This window comes from Chryseobacterium arachidis, assembly GCF_900129245.1.
In the GTDB taxonomy this organism is placed as follows: domain Bacteria; phylum Bacteroidota; class Bacteroidia; order Flavobacteriales; family Weeksellaceae; genus Chryseobacterium; species Chryseobacterium arachidis.
Genome location: NZ_FQUT01000010.1, coordinates 25838 through 47604 on the forward strand (window position 1 = coordinate 25838; position 21767 = coordinate 47604).

Here is a 21767-nt window from a genome sequence, read left to right on the forward strand (position 1 = left end):
GGGTAGTCTTTTCGAATAAAATAGTTTCGGCAGGTTTGCTTCGCAAACCCGCCGAAACTATTTTATAAAAATTCAAATTAAAAAATCCTTCAATGATTTATTTGAACTTCTTTTTAAAGCTGAATTTCAGCATATTTATTAATCCGGGTTCAATAATATCAATTCCCAGACCGAAATTACTGTCTGCAACCGTATGATGATCTGTTCTGAATTTTTCAAAATCCTCCTTAGGAATTTCAAGGTTTACCAAAGGATTAAATTCAATATTTACCGTAGCACCATTTTTAGTGATCTTCTTACGGCTTGTAAAATCAAAATAAGGATTATGAATCGTACTTTCCTGAACCGTGTATTTCTCCTGAGTATCGATTTTCTGGTCGGTGTATAAATTAATCTCATACTTCTCACTATCGAAGTTATGCCAGAATGTAAGATCTTCATGCATAAAATCCCTGGCACTCGCTTTTACCACATTTCTGTCAAAATACATTAAAAAACGATTATTTTTAGGATCAACATAATACGGATTGTCAACCGAAGCCTTGTATTGGATCTTAAATTCATTCAGTTTTTTATCATCACTGATAATGTCTATCGAAGCTTCTTTAAAGATATTCCTTACATCTGTTCCGTTTCTGTCGTTTGAATAATTCAGGCTGTAAAAAAGAAAATTATTCCAGCTGTCGATTACTTCCCTTTTATTTGTATTCCTGAAATAACGCCTCATCGCATTGGCACGGTTCCCTTTGTATGTAGTCGTTAGCACTAAATTTCCTGTTGAATTCTGTGTATTGAATTCCACTTTTTCATCGATACAGAAATAAGGATATTTATAGGGTTTTCTCTCCTTTAATTCCTGATCCGGTTTTACTTCAAGATAATGCATGAAATAAATAAGTCCACGGTTTTCCAGCAAGCCGAATTCATCACGAATCGTTGCATCAACAAAGTATTCTTCTCCTTTATGATTGATTTTTACAATAGCATGATTGAAAGTAAGCAGTGACGGCAAGTAATATTTAATATAAAAATCTGTATGGAAATTAACCAAAATAATGGAGGAATCCACTCCGATATAGTCTAAAATTGTCTTTAATAAAACTGATTTGGCTTTACAGTCACCCTGTTTGTTTTCGTATGTTACAGATGGTTCCTGCGGTTTGTGCCCATTCATTTCGTCGGCATTGAAAACATAGTAGACATTATTCTGAACGTATTCTACTGCAAACTGTATTTTTTCGTCCAAATCAACAATCTCATCAAGCTTTTCAATTAAATTCGGAGCAAAATCTTTTAGTGAGGCTTTATCAAAAATCTCTGCGTAGATCGGAGCAATATAATTTGAAAGATTTTTCCAACTGTCGTCCGTTGCAAAATCTATATAAGGAAAAATTTCGCGGTTCGCATCTACAGGGTTGATGTAATTCTGCTTTTCAAAAACAAACGTTTCTCCTTTGCTTAAATAGCCGATCTCCGGCTGCAGAACTTTTCCGTTTTCGTCTCTGAAGAACGTTTTTTTGTAGGCAATTTTCTGTTCCCTATCATTAATAAAGGTAAATTTATAACTTCCGTAAGCCCAGTAATTATCCGGACTTACCCAGACATGCTTGGAAAATTCTTTTCTTAAAAAATCACGGTCTGTGAAAACTTTCACCCGGGAATCCTCCATGATCAGAATATCATAAAGCCTGAGATCTTTAATGGTAATATTGATCTTTTTATTGCTGCTTAAAATTCCACCGCTGCTTTGGTTTTCACTGTCCAGAACTTTTATTTTGGTATCCGGGATTTTGTCGATCAAAACTCCGTCTCGCAATACACTAATTCGATGAATATTATACACCTCATTCTCTTCCACCACAATATCCGACACCGATGCTCTTTCAAGATTGGCAGGCTCATTCAGTGTATAAGCCATGCAGATATATTCACTGTTTTCGGTATTGCTCGTGTAATATTTTTTGTCTAAAAAATAACAGAAATCTTTTCCTTCATCAATCTGCCGCTTCGCAAATTCAGAATCTTTTATTCTGTCTACCAGATCCTGATCATCAATATTCCCCGCCCACTCCTCGGATTTCCTGATTCTGTAATTTTCAATTTCAATCTGCTTGTCCATATATGTTTTTATTTTGTGTACTTGGTCTAAAAGGAGCGGTCAAATTACTTAATATAAAATAAAAAAACAAGAGCCGGAAATATTAAGATTACTATTATTCGGCATAAATATTGCCACTTCCGTTCTAAATTCCCAAACTATGAAAAACAGCAAAGCCTTACTACAAGTATTTTTTTCCGCGATGATTATTTTCGTATTGTCGCAGTGTACCGCTTCCGCCAATACCTCTAACGGAAATGAAAAAACATTTATTGTGGGTCCCGAAACCGCAGACTGTAACGGTGTAGTTCCGATGAAATGCTTACAGGTGAAAGAAACACCTGCCGGAAACTGGACCAACTTCTACAGCAATATTGAAGGATTTACCTATGAACCCGGTTTTGAATACGTTTTAAAAGTAAAAACAGAAAAGATAGAAAATCCGCCTGCAGACGGTTCTTCCATAAAATATACCTTAATAAAGCAGGTTTCTAAAATTAAAAAATAAAATAGACCTCTCAGATTTGAGAGGTCTATTTATTATTATCAAGATTATTTTAATTAGCCAATAGCATCATCAATTTTCTGAGAAGCTGCCATGGAAACCACCAAATCATTCAGCATCGAGCTGGCTGCAGTCGGAGAATTCGGTAAAAGAACCAGATTGCTTCTGTTATTTGCACCGATTGACTGTAAGGTATCGTAATGCTGTGTTACAACAATTAATGCTGAAGCTTCCTGAGGCTTAATATTAACAGAATTCAGCATTCCTACAGATTCCTGAAGACCTTTGGCAATTTCTCTTCTTTGGTCTGCAATACCTTGTCCCTGTAACTTTTTAGATTCAGCTTCCGCTTTTGCAACTGCTACAATTCTGATTCTTTGGGCCTCTGATTCATATTCTGCGGCCGTTTTTTCTCTTTCTGCTGCGTTGATCCTGTTCATGGCATGTTTTACCTGCTCATCCGGATCAATATCAGTAACTAATGCTTTGATAATATCATAGCCGTAGCTGTTCATCGCTTCCTGAAGTTCGCTCTTTACAGCAATCGCCACATCATCTTTTCTTACGAATACATCATCCAGTTTTAATTTTGGTACTTCAGCCCTTACCACATCAAAAACAAAAGAAGTAATTTGGTTTTCAGGATTTTCCAGGCGGTAATAAGCATCTCCTACCTGATTCCTGATGACCTGATACTGAACGGAAACTTTCATTCTGATAAAAACATTATCCAGCGTTTTCGTATCAATAATTACATCCAGTTGCTGAATTCTAAGATTTAATCTTTTCGCAATCTGATCGATAATCGGAAGCTTAAGATGAAGCCCGGAATGTTTTACTGCCTGAAACTTGCCGAAACGTTCAATAATTGCCGCTGTTTCCTGCTTTACTACAAAAAATGAAGCAAATAAAATAATTAATCCAATAAAAATAATTGGTGCAAAAAAAAGACTCATAGTTTTAATTTTTTTCGTAATAATTCTGTTTGTCAAGAGAAATCCTCTTTGTATTTTTTTAAATATAAGGAAAAATATTTGGAATGGAGTTTGGAAGCTTGAAGCCGGATGATGGAAGTTTTGAGGACTTTAATTGTAACTTCCAGCTTCCCTCATCCAACTTCCAACCAATATTCCCCATTTATTTCCACAAAAAACTTACTTTTGAATATTAATTATCAACCATGGATGCTAAAGAAATATTAAAAGAACATATCTCGAAATTCACTTTTCTTTCTGATGAACAATTGGATTATGTTTTCGGGCACTTCAATCTTATTCATTTGAAAAAAGGACAAAGCCTGATTTCTGAAGGGGATTTTGTGAATCATGAATATTTTGTGATCGATGGCTGCCTGAAGGCATTCTATTTAAATGACAATATGAAAATGTTTATCCTTCAGTTTGCCATGCCGACCTGGTGGGTGACGGATTTTGATGCGCTTTACAATAAAACCAGAGCAACGATTAATGTAGATTGTATTTCTCATTCAACCATTTTATCTATTTCTAATGAAGACCGGGAAAAAATCTGCCATGAAATCCATGAGATAGAACATTTCTTCAGATGGCGCACCAATAAAGGATATATTGCTTTGCAGAAACGCCTTCTTTCTTTTATGGATAACGATGCGAAATTCAGGTATGAAGAACTTCTGGCGCTGTATCCACAATTGTACAACCTTGTTCCAAAACATCTTATTGCTGCCTATTTAGGGGTTACCAGAGAAACTCTGAGCAGATTGCATCAGGCAAAACATTAAACTATTTTTCGACCTTAATCTTCCCATAATTTCGTGATGTACCTCACATAACTTTTCATTGGATTCGGCTGAACTTTGTCCTATAATTTTAAAACAAATCGAAATGGACACAAAAAATTTTAAAGTAAGCAACGAAAACAGTAATATCGACTGGATTGGAAGAAAAGTAACCGGAGCCCACAACGGAACGATCGATGTAAAGGAAGGGAACTTCATATTTGAAAACGGAATATTAAGCGCAGGAAAGTTTGTAATTGATACAAAATCAATCAAAATTCTTGATATTGAGGATGCTGAAACCAACGCACAATTTGCAGGACATTTGGCTTCCGATGATTTCTTCAATTCTGATCATTTTCCTGAAGCCATTTTCGAAATCACTCACGCTGAACCAAGCGATAACAATCTTTATTATGTTACAGGAAACCTTACTATTAAAGGGATTACTCACGAAATTGACACGACTTTACAAATTGTAAAAACAGAAAACACAGCAGTTTTAGACAGTAAAATTGTGGTAGACAGAACGAAATTCAACATCAAATTCAGATCATCAAACTTCTTTACCAATCTGGGTGATACGCTGATCTACAACAACTTTGATCTGAATGTTCATTTGGTTGCAGAAGCCATTTAACTCAAAATTCATTAACCATAAAAATTTACATCATGCCATTTATTAAAATAGATGTTTTACGTGAAGATCTTAACCGCGAGAAAAAACAACAGTTAATCAGAAAAATCAACGAAGCAGTTACCGAAGTCTTAAACAAAGATCCGCACCTAACCCATATCGTGATCAACGAAATCGAAGATGATAACTGGGGATACGCAGGAGAACAGGTTTCAGCATTAAAAGAACAAGGATTTTCAACCGCAAAAAAGTAATTTAAAATGAAAAAACAAACAGTAATTGTAACAGGCGCATCATCGGGAATTGGGTTGGAAGTTGCCCGTTACTTCTTAGACAGAGGTGATCATGTGGTAATTAATTCACAGACAGAATCAAAATTAAAAGAAGTGTATAAAGAGTTGGGAGCTGGTGAAAATCTTGTTTTCTTAGCCGGAAATGTAGCTGATAAATCAACCGGGGAAGCGTTAGCAAAAATTGCTCTTGAAAAATTCGGATCAATCGATGTTTTGGTAAATAATGCCGGAATCTATGACAACAAACCGTTTTTAGAAGTTACCGAAGAATATCTGGATCAATTTTTAACGACCAATTTAAAAGGAACTTTCTTCACCACTCAGGCTGTCATTCCGCAAATGCAGAAGCAAAAAGACGGAGTTGTGATCAACGTTGGAACGCCTTTGGTTTATCATGCCATCGCACAATCTCCATCAACGGCTCCGATCTCCAGTAAAGGAGCGATTCACGCTTTAACCTTGCAACTGGCGGCAGAATTCGGAAAAGATAATATCCGAGTAAACACCGTAGCACCGGGACTCATCAGAACTCCGATGCACGACGAAACCATTGACAATAATGCAGGAATGCACCTGATCAACCGAATCGGAGAACCTGAGGAAATTGCGCAGATGATTCATGCCATTGCCAAAAACAAATTAATTTCCGGAGCCATCATCAATGTAGACGGAGGAATGGGCGCCGGACACAGTTTATAATAATGAAAACTTTATTAATTATCGCATGGCTGTTCAGTTTCACATTGAACAGCTATGCACAAAAAACAAGTGGTATGAAAACAGATCAGACACCGGAAACAGAAATAAAAAACGTTATTGAAAACTATTATTTCAAAGGAATTTATGTAGGAAATACCGAACTTCTTAAAAAAGCTTTTTATAAAGATGCATTGCTTTTCGGAGATGTAAAAGGGGTTCCTTATTTTAAAACGGCAGCACAATATATTGATGGTGTTGGAAATCGTATCAGTCCTGAAAAATCGGGGAAAGATTTTAAGGCAGAAATTATCTCGATTGATGTGATCAATTCAATTGCCACAGCGAAATTAAATGTAAAAATGTATGATTTTAATTACTATAATTTTATAACTTTCAATAAAATTAACGGTGAATGGCTTATTGTCAATAAAACATTAACCGACGTGCAACCTTAACGCAATTTTTTTTAACCAAAATCAGCAAAATCATGTGGAATAAGAACAGAATTACGGAATTATTAGGCATTGAATATCCCATCATGCAAGGTCCATTTGGCGGAGGTTTATCGACGGTTGAATTGACGACAACTGTGAGCAATCTCGGCGGTTTGGGCGGATTTGGAGCTTATACACTATCACCACAGGAAATTTATAATACTCATCAACAAATACAGGCAAAAACCAACAAACCATATAACCTTAATCTTTGGGTAAATGATCACGACATTATCAATGATGCTCTCACGCAAAAGCAATATGAGAAGGCTGTAGAAACTTTTAAACCTTATTTTGATATATTGAATACAGAAGTTCCGCCACTTCCACCATCTTTTGAATCAAGATTTCAGAATCAGTTGCAGGTCGTTTTTGATATTAAACCTAAAGTTTTCAGCTTTATGTTTGGTCTTTTAGATCCCAATATTATTGAAGATCTTCACAAACAGGGAACTATCGTTTTCGGAAATGCTACAACTTTGGACGAAGCCATTGCTTTAGAAAAATTGGGAGTTGATGTTATTGTCGCTTCAGGCTTCGAAAGTGGTGGCCACCGGCCTTCGTTTTTGGATAAATCCGAACTTTCTACGACGGGAACCTTTGTCTTGGTTCAATTAATCAAAGAAAAAGTGAAAATTCCTGTGGTGGCAGCCGGAGGAATTGCCAATGGTCGCGGCATTGCCGCAGCATTTACTTTGAAAGCTGAAGCTGTACAGATCGGAACCGCATTTTTAGCCACCGAAGAATCTGGTGCATTGCCGATTCACAAAGAATTTTTATTTTCTGATGCAGCAAAATCCACTACTCTTTCCAGAGCATACACAGGAAGATTAGGACGCGGAATTACGACAAAAATCACTCGAAATGTATTGGCCGCAACCGATAAAACACTACCTTTTCCTTTACAGACAACCTTCATGGGAGCATTGAGAAAAGCAGCTTTAGAACAGCAAAAAAATGATCTGGTTTTCTTTTGGAGCGGACAAATAGCCCCTATTTTAAAACATAAAAAAGCCTCAACTTTAATGAAATCATTGATCGAGGAAGCGAATAACTTGCTGGAAGTTTGAAGATGGAGGCTGGAAGTTAAATAAAAGTCTGCAAAAACTTCCCGCTTCCAGCCTCCACCTTACTTAAACCGTCATTCCAATCTCAATTCCTTTGATTTTTCGGTAAAGGTCGGTTGCGTAATTATCGGTCATTCCGGAAACGAAATCGATCACGCCCAAAACCTTTTGATAATCGGTTCCTTCATCGTAAACGAACTGTTTGGGTAATAATTTTAATGCTTTTGTATCGTAGGATTTTCTGCTTTCTTTAGACTTTAAAATCGACGGAATAAAATGATCTAATAATTCATACATAACATTGTAGCCCGCATTTTCAATTTCAACAACAGCTTTATGATTGTAGATTTTCTCGATTGAGAAAGATTCTATATCCTGCAAAGCGCTGTTTTCGGATTTATAAATATCAAGAAGTCCTTTTTCCAGATTTCCTTCAAGGATTGTATTAAAGTTATTTTTATAAAGCTCAACAGATTTATTAATTAAAGCATTAATTACCTTCGCTCTTAAATATGAAATTTGTTCGTTTTCATTTCCTATAGAATTTAATTTCCTTTCTACTCGTTCTACATCATCCGTTTCAGATTTTACCAGTTCGAAAAATAGATTTTTACAATCCGCTGTCGAAACAATGCCCAATCGATGTGCATCTTCCATATCAATAATATTATAACAAATATCATCGGCAGCTTCAACAAGCCAAACAAACGGATGTCTTTTGAAAATATGAGGCTCTTCACTTTCTGAAATTAATTGCGTGCCTTTTGCAATTTCCAGGAAAATATCCTTTTCATTTTGAAAAAAACCAAACTTTTTCCTGTGAATAATTCCTTTCTTTTTCGCAATCGCTTCACAAGGATATTTTGCAATGCTTGCCAATGTTGAAAATGTCAGCTGAATTCCCCCCGCATCTTTCCCTTGCTGCTGCTGAGCCAAAACCCTGATGGCGTTGGCATTTCCTTCAAAATTGACCAGATCCGCCCATTCTTTTTCGTTGAATTTCGGCTTTAATTCCGATTCATTTCTTTCAAAATAACTTGCGATCGCATCTTCTCCCGAATGTCCGAAAGCGGGATTTCCAACGTCATGACACAGACAGGCCGCCGCGATTACATTTCCTAAATTATGAAGATAAAAACTTTTAGCATCTTCCGTGAGATCATTTTTAAATTCATCATGAATAAACTCACCCATCACACTTCCCAAACTTCTTCCGACAGAGGAAACTTCCAACGAATGCGTCAGACGATTATGTACAAAAACGCTTCCGGGAAGCGGAAAAACCTGCGTTTTATTCTGCAGTCTCCGAAAAGCCGATGAAAAAATAATTCTGTCAAAATCTCTCTGAAAATCCGTTCTTGAAGCCTTTGTATGTGGATTGTTTCCTGTACGCTGATTGGTGAAAATCTCGTTTAAGTTCATCATTTTTCAAAATTACTCCAAATTTTATTTTTTATGAACTAATCGGATGATTTTTTGTAAAAAACTCGTATTTACAACTTTTATTTTCCGTAAAAACACCCGAAATTTTGAGTAAATTTCAACTTAACTTTGAGATAACTAACAACCAAGACCGAAATCATGCCTGAATTTTTACAACAAATCCTGGGAAACACGATTGTCACAGCTTTTTTTACAGCAATCATCGCGTACTATTTTCACAAAAGAACGGAACGATACAATTCTATAATCAAAAGAGAGTTCGAAACTTTATCGAAAAAAGACAACTCTTATTTCGAATGGCGAAAAAATACTGTTGAATTATTGGGACAGGTTTATATTCATCTGAATCGATTAAAGCTTGCTTTTCAAAACAAATATTCTAAAATAAAGGATTATGATCAGTTTTATGAAGATGAAATTATCCTGAAATCCAATCAGCATATCAGAAATTTATTGATTAATAACGGTCATTTCTTACCACCTAAATTATTAGACGAAGCCACAAAACTGATTGAACATTTTGATATTTGGTTAACAAAGTATAATCAAATCCGAATTTTGAATAAGGACGACAGTTTGAAACAAATTTATGTAGGTCCGGACGGTTTTCGCTTTCCAGAAAATGCGGAGAAAATGTTTAAGGAAAAGTATATTGAAATGTTTAATGAATTGCACAAATAAAAAATTTATCTATATTATTGTTCTAAATTTTAATCGATGAAAAAATTATTTTTGTTACTGTTCCCGGTTTGTTTGTTTTCTCAAGAAAACTGTTTTGATGACGGACAAAAACATTATCGATCCGGAATGGGTTTATTAGATATTAAAGATACATTGGAATCTATTTTATTTAATAATCCTAAACATGTAAAGTTTAAAGAAAATAAGAACAATACGAGCTATGAAAAAGATGAAATGTATGATTTTGGTGACTCCGCTTCACCAACTATTTCTATTGAAAAACAGACAGAAAATAAGAAAATAACTGAAAAATTTAGTTCTTTTTTTAATAACCAGTTTAGCTATATTCAGTTTCAGAAAGAGAAAAATTCTTTATATGCTGTTGCACAAAGTTCATCTGGTTATTGGCTTTTGGAAATAAAAAATAAAAAGCCGAAAGCATATTATATTGGATTCAGCAAGAACACTTATATCAATCGAAATCAAAAAGAAAAATTTATACAAAATAATAAACTTTATTTGGATGGAAGTTTCCTTACTGTGAAATCAAAAATACGGTTTGCAGAAATGGAAGCCGTAAAAGATTATTTAACTTTTGAAGTTAATCTTGCTGATATAAAAAAAGATTCTGATAATGACGGATACAACGATTTTTTTGAAAAATTAATTTATTTGAATCCACAATCTAAAGATACCGATGGTGATGGAATTTCTGATTTTGACGATTTAAATCCTCTGCATAAATCTGAAAAAGGTAAATTTATAAGTCTTTACGAAGAAATTATTGATCTGGATGCAAGCATTTATTGCAATTCGGAAAATCATTATTCGTTTGAATTATACGATTCGGATTGCGAATATTTTCAAAAAGTGAATCCTCAGAAAAGAAGAGTTTTGATTCTCTCAGGAACTCAAGCATACCAACTTAACGATGATTATAGAAATCTATTGGGTACTTTTTATGGCAGAATAAAAAATGGATCCGATGAAAAAACATTTTATATCCCCTACTTTAAAAAATCAAGCGGTGGCAGAATAATTGCAGAATATAAAAATGGAAAATGGTCTATTTTTGAAGACCTGCAATTTAAAGTTTAAAACATGCCCGAAGGTCCTACTATTGTTCTGATGAAAGAAGATCTGCAAAAATTTGCAGGTAAAAAAGTGCTTGAAGTAAAGGGGAATTCCATTATGGAAACTTCCGGAATTAAAAATCATATTTTACGGGAAATCAAAACTTTCGGGAAGCAGACTTTCCTTATTTTTGATAAGGCGAATATCAGGATTCATTTATTGATGTTCGGTTCTTACAGTTTGTACGAAAAAAGAGATCAGGAAAATAATCTCCGGTTAGGTTTAAAATTCGAAAACGGCGGAATGTATTTCTATACCTGCAATGTAAAACTCGTAAAGGATGAATTTTTATCACAAATCGATTGGGAAGCCGACGTGATGAGTGATAATTGGAATCCTAAAAGAGCCGAGGAAAAGTTAAAATCAAATCCTAAAATGATGGTTTGTGATGCCCTTATGGATCAGAATATCTTTTCAGGAGTTGGCAATATTATTAAGAACGAGGCATTATTCAGAATTGGTGTACATCCCGAAAGTCTGATTGAAAATTTACCTTCAAAAAAATTAAAAGAATTAATTGCAGAAGCCCGAAATTACAGTTTCGATTTCAAAAAGTGGAAAAAAGCGAACGTTCTGAAAAAGAATTTTCAGGTATACCATCAGGAAAACTGCCCGAAATGTGGTGCAGAAATCATTAAAAAAGATACCGGCTCCGGAAAACGAACAAGTTTTTTCTGTGAGAATGATCAGAAATTATATTAATTTTTAAACTTAAAGGATCCGGAGTTATTGCTAAAAGAGTCAGCTTTCACCATAGTTTGAAAACAATATTATATACAGCGCTAAGTTCTATTATTTCTTAAAAAAACCAGACCTTCAGAAATCACATCTTTTAGGCTGTTACCAGAACTTCATTCAACTTTATAATGGATATCCCTCAATATTCAAAAAAGCATTAACTGCAATTTCGAAAAATGCGGATATCAGATCAATACCCTGCGCCCCAATAGTCAAAAGTCAGTCTATAAAGTAGTTAAAAAACATTTCTTTGACCATATCTACCGTAATAACAGCCTTTATATCTACAAAAATAAAGGGCAATCAATTCACTTCGGGATGAGTAATAATAAATATTGTTAACATAATATTTTTTTTAATCCTAAAAATTAAGGCATCATATTGTCCCAAAAGATGTTATTATGTATTGCATTTTTTCTTTTTTGGATTATTAAATTGTAAATACAAAATATGAAAACATTGAAGGATTAATAATTTTTTAAAGATAACACAATAAAACCTATTATATTTTTTTGATTTTATATTAAATTAATGTAAACAAAATTTATACAAATCTTAAACACAACCACCTTAAAACACTGATATACATCATAATTATTTGTTTTGGCACATCATTTGAAAGTTGTAATATTGCAAATGTAAAATTGATAATAAAAAGTCAAATAATTAAAAATATATCAAAATGATCACTTACATCGGAATTGCAACATGTTTAGTAGTATTCGCTTCTTACTTCGTTACAGCTAAGAGAGAAGGGAACTAGTTTATCCGGATATGCTGGACATATTTTCAGCTTTCGGAATCGCGCACTCTTGTTTATGTTTTCAATCCTAAGATTGATGCTCTTTTACTCACAACGGGTAAAAGGGCGAAAAAACATAAGCAATATTTTAATCAGACAATTTTAATTTTTATAATAGCCGATAGAGTCGAACATATTCTGTGTTCGGCTTTTTTTATAATCTTCCTACAAGTCCCTTCTACAAGCGGTTTTCCTGAAAAATACGTTTTATTTATTATTTTTAATTAACGTTAAAAAAATGTTAAAAATTTCTATTTAATTATTTTAGTTAGGAATACTAACTATGTTTGCATCAGAAAAAATAAGTTTAACATAAAATTTACAACAATGAAAAAATCAGTTTTTTATCATGCGGGATGTCCGGTATGTGTAAGTGCAGAACACGACATTATTAGCTTAATCGGACAGGATAACGTAGAAATCGTTCATCTTGGTGACAATAAGGAAAGAATTGAAGAAGCAGATAAAGCGGGCGTAAAATCTGTTCCGGCTTTGGTTACTCCTAACGGAAATGTTCTACACATTAACTTTGGTGCTTCTATGAAAGAAGTAAAAAGTTAAAAAAAATTTGCTTCACATAGTTAGGACTACTACCTTTGTGAAGCATTTTATTCTTAAGAAAAACAAAAAATTAAAACATATAAAATGCAAGTAGCAGTTTGGGACACCTATGTAACTAAAAAAGACGGATCAGTAATGCACTTTGATATTATTGCTCCAAAAGATATTACCGCAACGGACGTAATCTACAGTTACGGAAAAGATTATTTAAAAGAAAAAGATCAGGAAGGCCAGGAACTTTCTTCTAAAGAGTGCAGTTTTTGCCACATAGAAACCGTTCTGCCACAATGGGAAGCTGAAATTAATGAAAAGGGCTACACCATTATAGAAATGGAAAATTGTAATTGATGAACGAATCAGATTTTAATTTAAAGCATCAAAACCAGAACACGGAAAGCAAAATTGTGGCTTCTTTAGAAAGGATTTCACAGGCTTTCCGTGTTTTGCTTTGGCAGGAAAGTAAAGAACACGCTTTAAGCCCTATTCAGGTACAGGTATTAATTTTTCTTCTGAATCACAGCGACGAAAAAAGAAAAGTAAGTTATCTGGCAGATGAATTCAACATGACGAAAGCCACGATCAGCGAAACCGTAAAATCTCTGGAACAAAAAAATCTGATTACCAAAGAATATGAACCCCACGACACCAGAAGCTACATCATCCATCTCACCCAAAAAGGAAAGGAAACTGCTGATAAAACCTCTTATTTCACTAAAGAAATAACAGCTCCTATCCAAAAACTTGATGAAAAAAGTAAAGAAGATATGCTTCAGAATCTTTTTGATATTATCCATTATTTAAACAGAACGGGCGTCATCACAATTCAGCGGATGTGTACTACCTGTGCTTATTTCAGACCTTCTGCGGAAGGAAAAGAACCAGTATGTGGGCTTCTGGAAAAAGTGCTCTATTCCGAAGACCTGAGAATCGACTGTCCTGAACATCAAATGAAAGCCTAATTAAAAAGTAAAAATAATGAATCTGTACAACCTTATTATTCAGGATAAAGAAGAAGTGACGCTGAATGATATATTCCTTGAACCTCATAATAAGGTACAGCTGACACAGCTCATTAAGGAAAATACCTATTCTAAAGAACTGCAGGAATACGGACTTCCGGTAAATAATAAAATACTGCTCCAGGGAAGTTCCGGGTGTGGAAAAACCATGACTGCAAAAGCCATTGCCAATGCTTTGGGCAAAAATATTATCATCCTGAACTTAAGCAATATCGTTTCCTCAAGAATTGGAGAAACCTCACAAAATATCAAAATGATTTTCGATAAGGCAGCGCGTGAAAGATCCGTTCTTTTTCTTGATGAACTCGACCAGATCGGGAAAGCGAGAGGCAGCGACGACAAGGATGTGGGCGAAATGAGACGATTGGTAAATACTTTGATCCAGCTGATTGATTATTATCCTGAAAATGCACTTTTACTGTGTGCGACAAACCATCCCGAAATCATTGATACAGCTTTGATCCGACGTTTTCAGTTGAAAATAAATTATGGGATGCCTTCCAAGGAATTTTTGGATAGTTTCTATGATAGCTTACTTTCGAAATTCCCTGAAGATCTCAGACAAATCGACAGAAAATATCATGTTTCTTTTGCTGAAGCGAAAGATCACACATTTACGATTGTAAAAGGAAATTTAATTAAAAAATTAGAAAATCAACACCTAATCCAATTATGAAAGAAGATATCCTTCACAATCTTGAGATCATCAATCAAAGAATAAAAAATGCCTGTGAAAAGTCGGGTCGGGATGTTAATGATGTGAAGTTATTGCTGGCAACCAAAACCGTTTCTCCTGACAGAATTAAAATTGCTCTGGAAAACGGACAAACATTAATTGCCGAAAACAAGGTGCAGGAACTCAAAGATAAGTTTGACGATTTGAAAGATATTCCACATGAAAATCATTTTATCGGACATTTGCAGACCAACAAAATCAAAGATATTTTAAAATATGATGTGCGTTGTGTTCAGTCACTTGACCGCCTGGATCTCGCCGAAAAATTACACCAAAGGCTTTTATCAGAAGGAAAAACAATTGATGTTTTAATTCAGGTAAACACTTCCAATGAAGAAAGTAAGTTTGGAATTCATCCTGATTTTGCGATTGATTTAGTGAAAAAGGCAGCTGAATTTGAAACATTAAAAATCAAAGGATTAATGACAATTGGCTTGTTCAGTGCAGAAACCGAAAAAGTAAGAGCATGTTTTAAAATTCTTAAAAACTTACAGCAAGAAATTATCCAACAAAACATCCCGAATGTCGGAATGAAAGAGCTTTCGATGGGAATGAGCGGTGATCTGGAAACAGCAATTGAAGAAGGAGCTACGATTGTAAGAGTGGGAACAGCTGTTTTTGGCGCGAGAAATTATCCTGATTCTTATTATTGGGACGAAACCGGGAAAAATTCTTAATAAAACCTTTCAAAATCTGTTTAAATTTTATTGCTGAATAAAATTTAAACAGACTCCAAAACTGTAAAGCTTAAAAATTAGCGCAAAAGAGACCAGACTGCAACACCAATACCCGCATAAGCAACGATAGTAATAATATCAGCAATGGGTTGGGAAAAACGTTTTTCCGCAATCCTTTCTGCATTGATCTGGTTTTTATGGAATTTCAGAATTTTCTTAGGATTATGAACAGGATGTGCCACCAGACTGTCACTTTCCCAACGGTCAACTATCACTTTATAGGACCTACCCTCCACATCAATTTTAACATTTTTATTAGCGGTAAGCTTTTCCTGAATATTGATCGGAGGAGCAGCCTGCTGTGGGTTTGTATTTTGTAATTCCATCGCTTGTGGAGCAGTATTGTTCACAACTGCTGCTTTTTTTTGAGATCCCTGCTTATTGTCGGTTTCCGGATTCACCTGCTTTTTAACCTGATAGGTATAGCAGCTCACAAGAGAAAATGATATGATGATGAGATAAAGGTTCTTTCGCATAGGTCAAATTTAAGAATTAAACGGAATATTCAGAATTTTCTTTTGAAAGATCATGTTTTTTTAAATTATTTCTGTCAGAAAAAGCAGATCATATTAAATTAAAGAAAACTGAAGTAGAAAACTGGATCCACAGAATTAGCTTAAAAGTATAAAATCGCACTGAAGGCTTCGAATTACAACGGAAATGAAAATATTCTATCAAGAGAATTTTAAGTACACTTGCGGAAGCGTGTCATTTTGAAAGATTATTTTCAACAGGATTGATACATACAGTAAGAAATTGTGAAGATCAATTAATTTCAGATGTTCACTAAAGCTTCTTATCTGATCTTTATCAGTAAAAATTTTGATGACAGGTTATTCATAACATACTTTTTTATTAAATTTAAATTACCGCTAAAGACCTGAAAATGAAAAATAAGATGCACAGTTTTGATTATACAGATTTTGAAGCCGTCAAAAATATAGCCTTAACTTTTCCCAATACGGAAGAAAGCGTTTCCCATGAAGGAACTCCTTCTGTAAAAATGCGTGGAAAATTAATGTGCAGGCTTCATGACAGCGGAGAATTTATCCCGATCCGGCTCGATTTTAAAATCAGAGATCATTATTTAGAGCGTTATCCTGAGATTTTCCATCTTCCGGATCACTTCAAAGCATATCCTTATCTTTGTATGTGGATCCACAACTACGATCTGGTTTTACTGAAAGAAATTCTTGAACTGAGCTGGAAGGGTCTGGCCACTAAAAAACAGGTAAAAGAGTATGAAGAAAATAAAAGCATATGAAAATCTGTTGTTTATTTTGAATCTCTGGTATGTCAAAATAATATACAAAGAAAACAACAGTTATTTGTTATCAAAATTCTTTATTTTTAACGAATATTTTCAGAAAACAGCACCCCATGAATAATCAATTATCCCGGCATATTCTAAAGCTAATCCCCACTTTTGAGAACGAAATAGATAAAATTTCCGGCTATTTTGAAGCGCAGAGCTTTCCCAAAAACCACATACTTATCGATCAGGGAGATTCAGTGGACTTTTTTTATTTTGTTTTAAAAGGATGCCTGCATATGTATTACACGGATCAGAACGGAGAAGACCACACCATTCACTTTGCCATCGAAGACTGGTGGGTGACAGAATATAACGCATTTCTGGGAAATCCGACTGCCAGCTTCAGTATTGCTGCTTTAGAAGACGTGGAAGTATTGGTCATAAAAAAATATAAATTTGAAGAGATGCTGCTTAGTTTTCCGCTGATGGCACTTTATTTCAATAAAATACACATGAGAGCCTACGGAGCCGCCCTGCAGAAACAAAAAACCTTCGCCATCACAAGCAAAAAAGATTTCCACAGTTATTTCACCAACCTTTATCCGGTATTGATACAACGTTTCCCGGATGAAGTTTTCGCTTCCTATATGGGAATTTCTACAGAAGAACTTGATGATTTTAATAAAAATTTTCGTTCTTAAACCAGTTTAAGTTTTTTAAAACCAAAGTGGCTGACCTTTGTTGTATAATTAATTCATAAAAATTAAAACAATGAAAATAGTAATTATCGGAGGTACAGGACTTATCGGTTCTCAGGTTACCAATCTTTTAAAAAACAACCACGAAGTAGTGGCAGCATCGCCTAACACAGGAGTAAACACATTAACCGGTGAAGGTTTAGACGCCGCACTGGAAAATGCAGAGGTGGTAATAGATGTTTCAAATTCACCATCTTTTGCCGACGATGATGTGATGAATTTCTTTACCACTTCTACGACCAATCTTTTGGAGGCAGAGAAAAAAGCAGGTGTAAAACATCATATTGCACTCTCTATTGTAGGTACAAGAAAACTAAGTGTAAACGGATATTTCAAAGCAAAACAGGCTCAGGAAGATTTGATTGAAAAATCTCCGGTTCCTTATTCTATTGTACATGCTACCCAGTTCTTCGAGTTCGCCGGAGGAATTGCTGCCGGAGGTACAAAAGGCGACGAGGTATTTATTTCAAGCTCGCTGGTACAGCCTATTGCCAGCTCAGAAGTAGCGGCATTCTTAGCAAAAACCGCAACAGAAACTCCTACAATGGGTATCTCAGAAATTGCAGGTCCCGAAAAAATGCCGATGAGCACATGGATAGAAAACTATCTTTCAGCAATGAAAAGCCCTCTGCAGGTATTCGGACAAAAAGAAGCGCCTTACTTTGGTGCCCCGTTAGAATACGAAGCATTGGTTCCTCAGAAAGCGACTTTTGAAAGTACGATAAAGTATGAAGATTGGATCGTCAATCCTCAAAATCAAAGATAAATTGGTAATGACTTTGCCTGTATGAATTTTAAGTTATCCGGGTAAATGGTAAAGACTTTCCTGTTTGGGAAAGTCTTTTTTAATCTGGAAAAAATAAATCTTTTTAATTTTATCATCTCTTTACACTACAAGAAGAATTCCTATCATTGTAAACAGATATCTTATTAACCTGGATGAAAATCTTGTTCACCGGAAAGACTTTGTGTAACTTTAAATAAAATATTGGTAACCAATAAAATAAAACTCTCTTTTAATTAAAAATACAAAAAAAATCCTTTCAAAAAATTGAAAGGATTTCATTGAATGAATATGAAATTAACAAAGTGCTCTTAATATTATTCGACAATAACTTTAAAGTTACTGTTCAGATTATCACCTGAAACGTTCAGAATATAGTTTCCTGATGTTTTTCTGCCTGAAAGATGTAAGTTGAAGGTGCTCTTTCCATCAGCAGTAAGCTTTTCTTTCACTACGGTTCTCCCCGTCATATCAAATAAAGTAGCTGTAAGACTTGATTTTTTATACTCAGGAAGCTTAATGAAAATCTGGTCTTTTACAGGATTCGGATAAACAAATCCTACATTTTTACTGATGCTGAATTCTTCATTACCCAATACCGCCTGGTTATACAGAGAAGATACTTCTGTCGGAGTTAATGCATAATTGTACATTTTCAGTTCGTCGATGGCACCTTTATACGGAGCCGGAGCGTTTGTTGTGGACAGGAACTCCAGTTCACCAATATTTCCAATGATAAGATCACTTGCTTCCCCGATACCTGTAACTGCAGTTTCGTCTCCTTCAGCGGATAAAACACCATTAGTATAAATTCTCATCTTGTGTGCCGCGATATCTCTCATAATCACCACATGTACCCAGTTTCCTGTAAAATAATTCGCAATAGGTGATGTAATTTCCTTTTTCGTAATATCATCATCAATCGCATATCTCAGCTGACCGCCTTTGATTTCTACATTAAAACGTTTTCCTGTTGCTCCCGTCGTCGTATTTTTCGTAAATGAGCCTTTACACAATACATAGAGACTCGTTGCCGAAGAAGACGGAATCATACTTGTCGGAGCTTTCATCCAATAGGAAACGGTAAACGAATTATTGTCGAATGCGATCTGCTCCTGATGAGGAATACTTGCGATATAAGTATTCGGTGCTGTTGCCAGATCCAAGGCAAAGTTTTCTTTTCCGGGCACTCTTACACTCGAGTTATCATACGCTACATTCAGTGTTCCGTTATTGGCATAAGAAGTAAGATCCGAAATCTGCTCACCTGACAATGGAGCTTCCAGAAACGGCCAATTCCCCACAAGGCCCGGCGTTAATGCACGGAAACTCCATACATCTCCTGTTACACTTCCTAAAGCATTGGAAGCATCAACTCTCCAATAATAATTGGTTGCCGTATTTAAATTGTTAAGCTGATATGATGGTGTGGCGCTGTAAGCTACATTCGCTACATTGTTTAAATTGGAAGGATCTGTTCCGAAATATACCGCATAGTTAGTTGTATTGCTACTTCCTGTCCATTTTAAAAGTACTCCGCCACTATTAAGCTGTACATTATTAAAACCATTTGCTGGAGCCGGGTTGGCAGCTTTTGTCGGGGCTGATGGAATAGGTGGTGTAGTGATAGATCCATTAGTAGTATAGACAGAAGAATCTGTAGCATTTATCGCTTTTACTCTGTAATAATACTGAGTATTAGGCGTTAAACCCGATTCGTTATAACTGGTTGTATTGGCAGGCAGTGTTGCTATAACATTAAAAGTAGTTCCGTTGGCAGAACGTTCCAATACATAATTTGTTTCATTGGTTGCGTTATCATTCCAGTTTACTGTTAAAGAACTGGCAGCCGGAGTTCCCCCCGTTAAAGCATTCGTAAAATTCAGATTGGTTGGCGGAATCACGAAATCTGCCGGTGCTGTACCTGGCAAACCATTAATATAAACCTCAATATTCAGATACGGAGCATGTGTAGTGCTTACCGCTAAAGCATCAAAAACATTTGGATTCAGTCCGTTGGCAGTTTCCCAAGCATCCGGCATCCCGTCGTTATCGGTATCGAGAGGAGCCGGAGCACCATAAACATGTCCTGCTCCCCCATTAGTAAAGCCAAACTGGGTCGTAAGATCACTTTGCACATAAACATAGGTAGCCACTGTCCCTTTCGATTGCAGATCCGAAATCATTAGCTGATCCACCTGATCACGTCTTGGGTAAGAAGCTCCAACGCCCGCTACAATATTATCAAAAGCACCCTGAGCAGTAAGCGTAGGGTTTTTCATAGGATAATCGTAAGAAGTAGGCTGTATGGCTGCCATATCACCTACCGGATAGCCTGTTAAATCCTGAGGAACCAAGGTCCCGTCAAGAATTCCGTTTTTATTATTATCAAAATAATTTCCTGAACCGTATAAGTTAAAATTAGCATTTCCTACGCTGAAAGGTGTTGTAACCGCACTGTTTGTATTTGGGCCTCCGATAAAATAATTGTTGATGATGTTCACATAAGAAGCTCCTGCAGAATCTCCTCCCATAATATAAGCCTCTCCGGATTGTGTGTGTCCATACGTATTTCCGTAATTGCCCCAGTTGTAGACAACATTGTTCACAAATTCATTAATCCCTTTTACCTTATTGTTACGGGTTTTGTTACAGATATATAAATTTCCGATCAAACTGATTTTCCCACCTGCCGGTGGCTGCATTAATCCTCCTGCTGAGTGATTATGACGGTGCATCCCCTGCCCGATGATAGAATTCTGAATGGTAATATTATCCGGGCTTGTACCGTTATTATCCCAATTCACAGAAAATACCTCATCTGTTCCCCAGGTAAAGGTCATGTGATCTAAAATGATATTCGCCCCATTAGAAATACCTGAAGCATCCTGATTTTGAGAAGTCCCGCCATAACGGATCCGGAAATATCTTGCAATCGTATTATTGGCACCTGAAAAAGATACCCTTGGCCCCAAGAACAAAATTCCTTCCCCTGGTGCAGTTTGTCCTGCAATAGTCGTATTAGGCGCAACAGCAACTATGGATTGTAAGTTAACAATACCTCCTACTTTAAAAATGACAAATCTTCCCGGTTGGCTCACTGCATCACGGAATGATCCCGGACCACTGTCGTTTAAGTTGGTTACTAAATAAATCTGAGGATTTGCAGCTCCTCTAGCTCCGGTGGTATATCTTCCAAAGCCTGTAGCTTCCGGAAATGCCAATGTCTGTGCATCGAGGTCACAGGTGGATAATGATACCCCACAAAACAGCAAAGATGTTATCATCCGCTTCAATAGTAATGGTTTCTTCATGAGATTAATTTTATGTTAACTAATCTAATCACAAACCAAAACACAGGCATCCTGCCCCATCCTGCTACTCATTTAAAAATCAAATAATTACATTTCAAATCATTGTTTTTACACTAAGTCAGCAAAATTTAATGTATTGAAAATCATTGAAGAAAATTAAGCATGATTTTAATTTGATAGTTACATTTTCTTTAATTCAGATTTTAATTAATAGCTTCTTTATATTGGTTATCTAATTACTTTTGATAAAAAGGAC

General features: G+C 35.5%; 23 protein-coding genes. 18 read left to right on the top strand and 5 right to left on the bottom strand.

Annotated features, from left to right (window positions below):
* Positions 1–97 precede the first annotated feature (97 nt).
* Complete coding sequence (locus BUA89_RS15975; RefSeq protein WP_072960408.1) at positions 98–2119, bottom strand: DUF3857 domain-containing protein; 2022 nt, start codon at positions 2117–2119, stop codon at positions 98–100.
* A 139-nt stretch (positions 2120–2258) separates the two neighbouring features.
* Here BUA89_RS15975 and BUA89_RS15980 point away from each other — a divergent pair, with 139 nt between their 5' ends.
* On the top strand, positions 2259–2606 hold the full coding sequence (locus BUA89_RS15980) for a DUF4377 domain-containing protein (RefSeq protein WP_072960411.1): 348 nt from the start codon (positions 2259–2261) through the stop codon (positions 2604–2606).
* A gap of 53 nt (positions 2607–2659) precedes the next feature.
* On the opposite strand, the gene BUA89_RS15985 is transcribed toward BUA89_RS15980, so the two are convergent.
* Complete coding sequence (locus tag BUA89_RS15985) at positions 2660–3559, bottom strand: SPFH domain-containing protein (RefSeq protein WP_072960875.1); 900 nt, start codon at positions 3557–3559, stop codon at positions 2660–2662.
* 224 nt (positions 3560–3783) lie between these two features.
* Here BUA89_RS15985 and BUA89_RS15990 point away from each other — a divergent pair, with 224 nt between their 5' ends.
* The 6 genes from BUA89_RS15990 to BUA89_RS16015 all read left to right on the top strand — a co-directional run bounded on the left by BUA89_RS15990 (position 3784) and on the right by BUA89_RS16015 (position 7552).
* Positions 3784–4362, top strand: coding sequence for a Crp/Fnr family transcriptional regulator (locus tag BUA89_RS15990; protein WP_072960415.1), 579 nt, complete (start codon positions 3784–3786; stop codon positions 4360–4362).
* A gap of 103 nt (positions 4363–4465) precedes the next feature.
* Entirely contained in the window at positions 4466–4999 is a 534-nt protein-coding gene (locus BUA89_RS15995; RefSeq protein WP_072960418.1) for a YceI family protein, read from the top strand.
* A gap of 32 nt (positions 5000–5031) precedes the next feature.
* A complete protein-coding gene (locus BUA89_RS16000; protein ID WP_072960422.1) occupies positions 5032–5250 on the top strand; it encodes a tautomerase family protein in 219 nt (72 codons plus the stop codon).
* Positions 5251–5256: 6 nt separating this feature from the next.
* Positions 5257–5988: an SDR family NAD(P)-dependent oxidoreductase gene (locus BUA89_RS16005; RefSeq protein WP_072960426.1), complete on the top strand. Its 732-nt coding sequence runs from the start codon at positions 5257–5259 to the stop codon at positions 5986–5988.
* A gap of 2 nt (positions 5989–5990) precedes the next feature.
* Positions 5991–6443, top strand: a complete 453-nt coding sequence (locus BUA89_RS16010) for a nuclear transport factor 2 family protein (RefSeq protein WP_072960430.1) — start codon at positions 5991–5993, stop codon at positions 6441–6443.
* 32 nt (positions 6444–6475) lie between these two features.
* Entirely contained in the window at positions 6476–7552 is a 1077-nt protein-coding gene (locus tag BUA89_RS16015) for an NAD(P)H-dependent flavin oxidoreductase (protein WP_072960433.1), read from the top strand.
* 63 nt (positions 7553–7615) lie between these two features.
* Here the strand turns inward: BUA89_RS16015 and BUA89_RS16020 are convergent, their stop codons facing one another.
* Complete coding sequence (locus BUA89_RS16020; protein ID WP_072960879.1) at positions 7616–8971, bottom strand: deoxyguanosinetriphosphate triphosphohydrolase; 1356 nt, start codon at positions 8969–8971, stop codon at positions 7616–7618.
* A gap of 159 nt (positions 8972–9130) precedes the next feature.
* Here BUA89_RS16020 and BUA89_RS16025 point away from each other — a divergent pair, with 159 nt between their 5' ends.
* The 8 genes from BUA89_RS16025 to BUA89_RS16060 all read left to right on the top strand — a co-directional run bounded on the left by BUA89_RS16025 (position 9131) and on the right by BUA89_RS16060 (position 15340).
* A complete protein-coding gene (locus tag BUA89_RS16025; protein WP_072960437.1) occupies positions 9131–9673 on the top strand; it encodes a hypothetical protein in 543 nt (180 codons plus the stop codon).
* Positions 9674–9709: 36 nt separating this feature from the next.
* The gene (locus BUA89_RS16030; RefSeq protein WP_072960439.1) at positions 9710–10771 is read left to right on the top strand and encodes a hypothetical protein; all 1062 of its coding nucleotides are present in this window, start codon (positions 9710–9712) and stop codon (positions 10769–10771) included.
* A gap of 3 nt (positions 10772–10774) precedes the next feature.
* Positions 10775–11509 carry a DNA-formamidopyrimidine glycosylase family protein gene (locus BUA89_RS16035; protein ID WP_072960442.1) on the top strand — a complete coding sequence of 245 codons (735 nt, stop codon included), beginning with the start codon at positions 10775–10777 and terminating at the stop codon, positions 11507–11509.
* Between the two features lie 1165 nt (positions 11510–12674).
* Entirely contained in the window at positions 12675–12908 is a 234-nt protein-coding gene (locus tag BUA89_RS16040) for a thioredoxin family protein (RefSeq protein WP_072960445.1), read from the top strand.
* A gap of 84 nt (positions 12909–12992) precedes the next feature.
* Positions 12993–13256 carry a DUF2024 family protein gene (locus tag BUA89_RS16045; RefSeq protein ID WP_072960448.1) on the top strand — a complete coding sequence of 88 codons (264 nt, stop codon included), beginning with the start codon at positions 12993–12995 and terminating at the stop codon, positions 13254–13256.
* Complete coding sequence (locus BUA89_RS16050; RefSeq protein ID WP_072960452.1) at positions 13256–13867, top strand: MarR family winged helix-turn-helix transcriptional regulator; 612 nt, start codon at positions 13256–13258, stop codon at positions 13865–13867. The genes BUA89_RS16045 and BUA89_RS16050 overlap by 1 nt, the downstream gene beginning before the upstream one ends.
* Before the next feature lie 16 nt (positions 13868–13883).
* Positions 13884–14603 (top strand): AAA family ATPase, encoded by a 720-nt coding sequence (locus tag BUA89_RS16055; protein WP_072960455.1) that lies wholly within the window; start codon positions 13884–13886, stop codon positions 14601–14603.
* Entirely contained in the window at positions 14600–15340 is a 741-nt protein-coding gene (locus BUA89_RS16060) for a YggS family pyridoxal phosphate-dependent enzyme (RefSeq protein WP_072960459.1), read from the top strand. Before BUA89_RS16055 ends, BUA89_RS16060 begins: the two co-directional genes overlap by 4 nt.
* A 77-nt stretch (positions 15341–15417) precedes the next feature.
* On the opposite strand, the gene BUA89_RS16065 is transcribed toward BUA89_RS16060, so the two are convergent.
* Entirely contained in the window at positions 15418–15876 is a 459-nt protein-coding gene (locus BUA89_RS16065; RefSeq protein WP_072960463.1) for a hypothetical protein, read from the bottom strand.
* A gap of 410 nt (positions 15877–16286) precedes the next feature.
* Between BUA89_RS16065 and BUA89_RS16070 the strand changes: the two genes are divergently transcribed.
* The 3 genes from BUA89_RS16070 to BUA89_RS16080 all read left to right on the top strand — a co-directional run bounded on the left by BUA89_RS16070 (position 16287) and on the right by BUA89_RS16080 (position 18179).
* Positions 16287–16664: a hypothetical protein gene (locus BUA89_RS16070; RefSeq protein WP_072960466.1), complete on the top strand. Its 378-nt coding sequence runs from the start codon at positions 16287–16289 to the stop codon at positions 16662–16664.
* 116 nt (positions 16665–16780) lie between these two features.
* The gene (locus BUA89_RS16075) at positions 16781–17356 is read left to right on the top strand and encodes a Crp/Fnr family transcriptional regulator (RefSeq protein WP_072960470.1); all 576 of its coding nucleotides are present in this window, start codon (positions 16781–16783) and stop codon (positions 17354–17356) included.
* Positions 17357–17426: 70 nt separating this feature from the next.
* On the top strand, positions 17427–18179 hold the full coding sequence (locus BUA89_RS16080; RefSeq protein ID WP_072960473.1) for an SDR family oxidoreductase: 753 nt from the start codon (positions 17427–17429) through the stop codon (positions 18177–18179).
* 335 nt (positions 18180–18514) lie between these two features.
* On the opposite strand, the gene BUA89_RS16085 is transcribed toward BUA89_RS16080, so the two are convergent.
* Positions 18515–21511, bottom strand: a complete 2997-nt coding sequence (locus BUA89_RS16085; protein ID WP_228420580.1) for a LamG-like jellyroll fold domain-containing protein — start codon at positions 21509–21511, stop codon at positions 18515–18517.
* Positions 21512–21767: the final 256 nt, after the last annotated feature.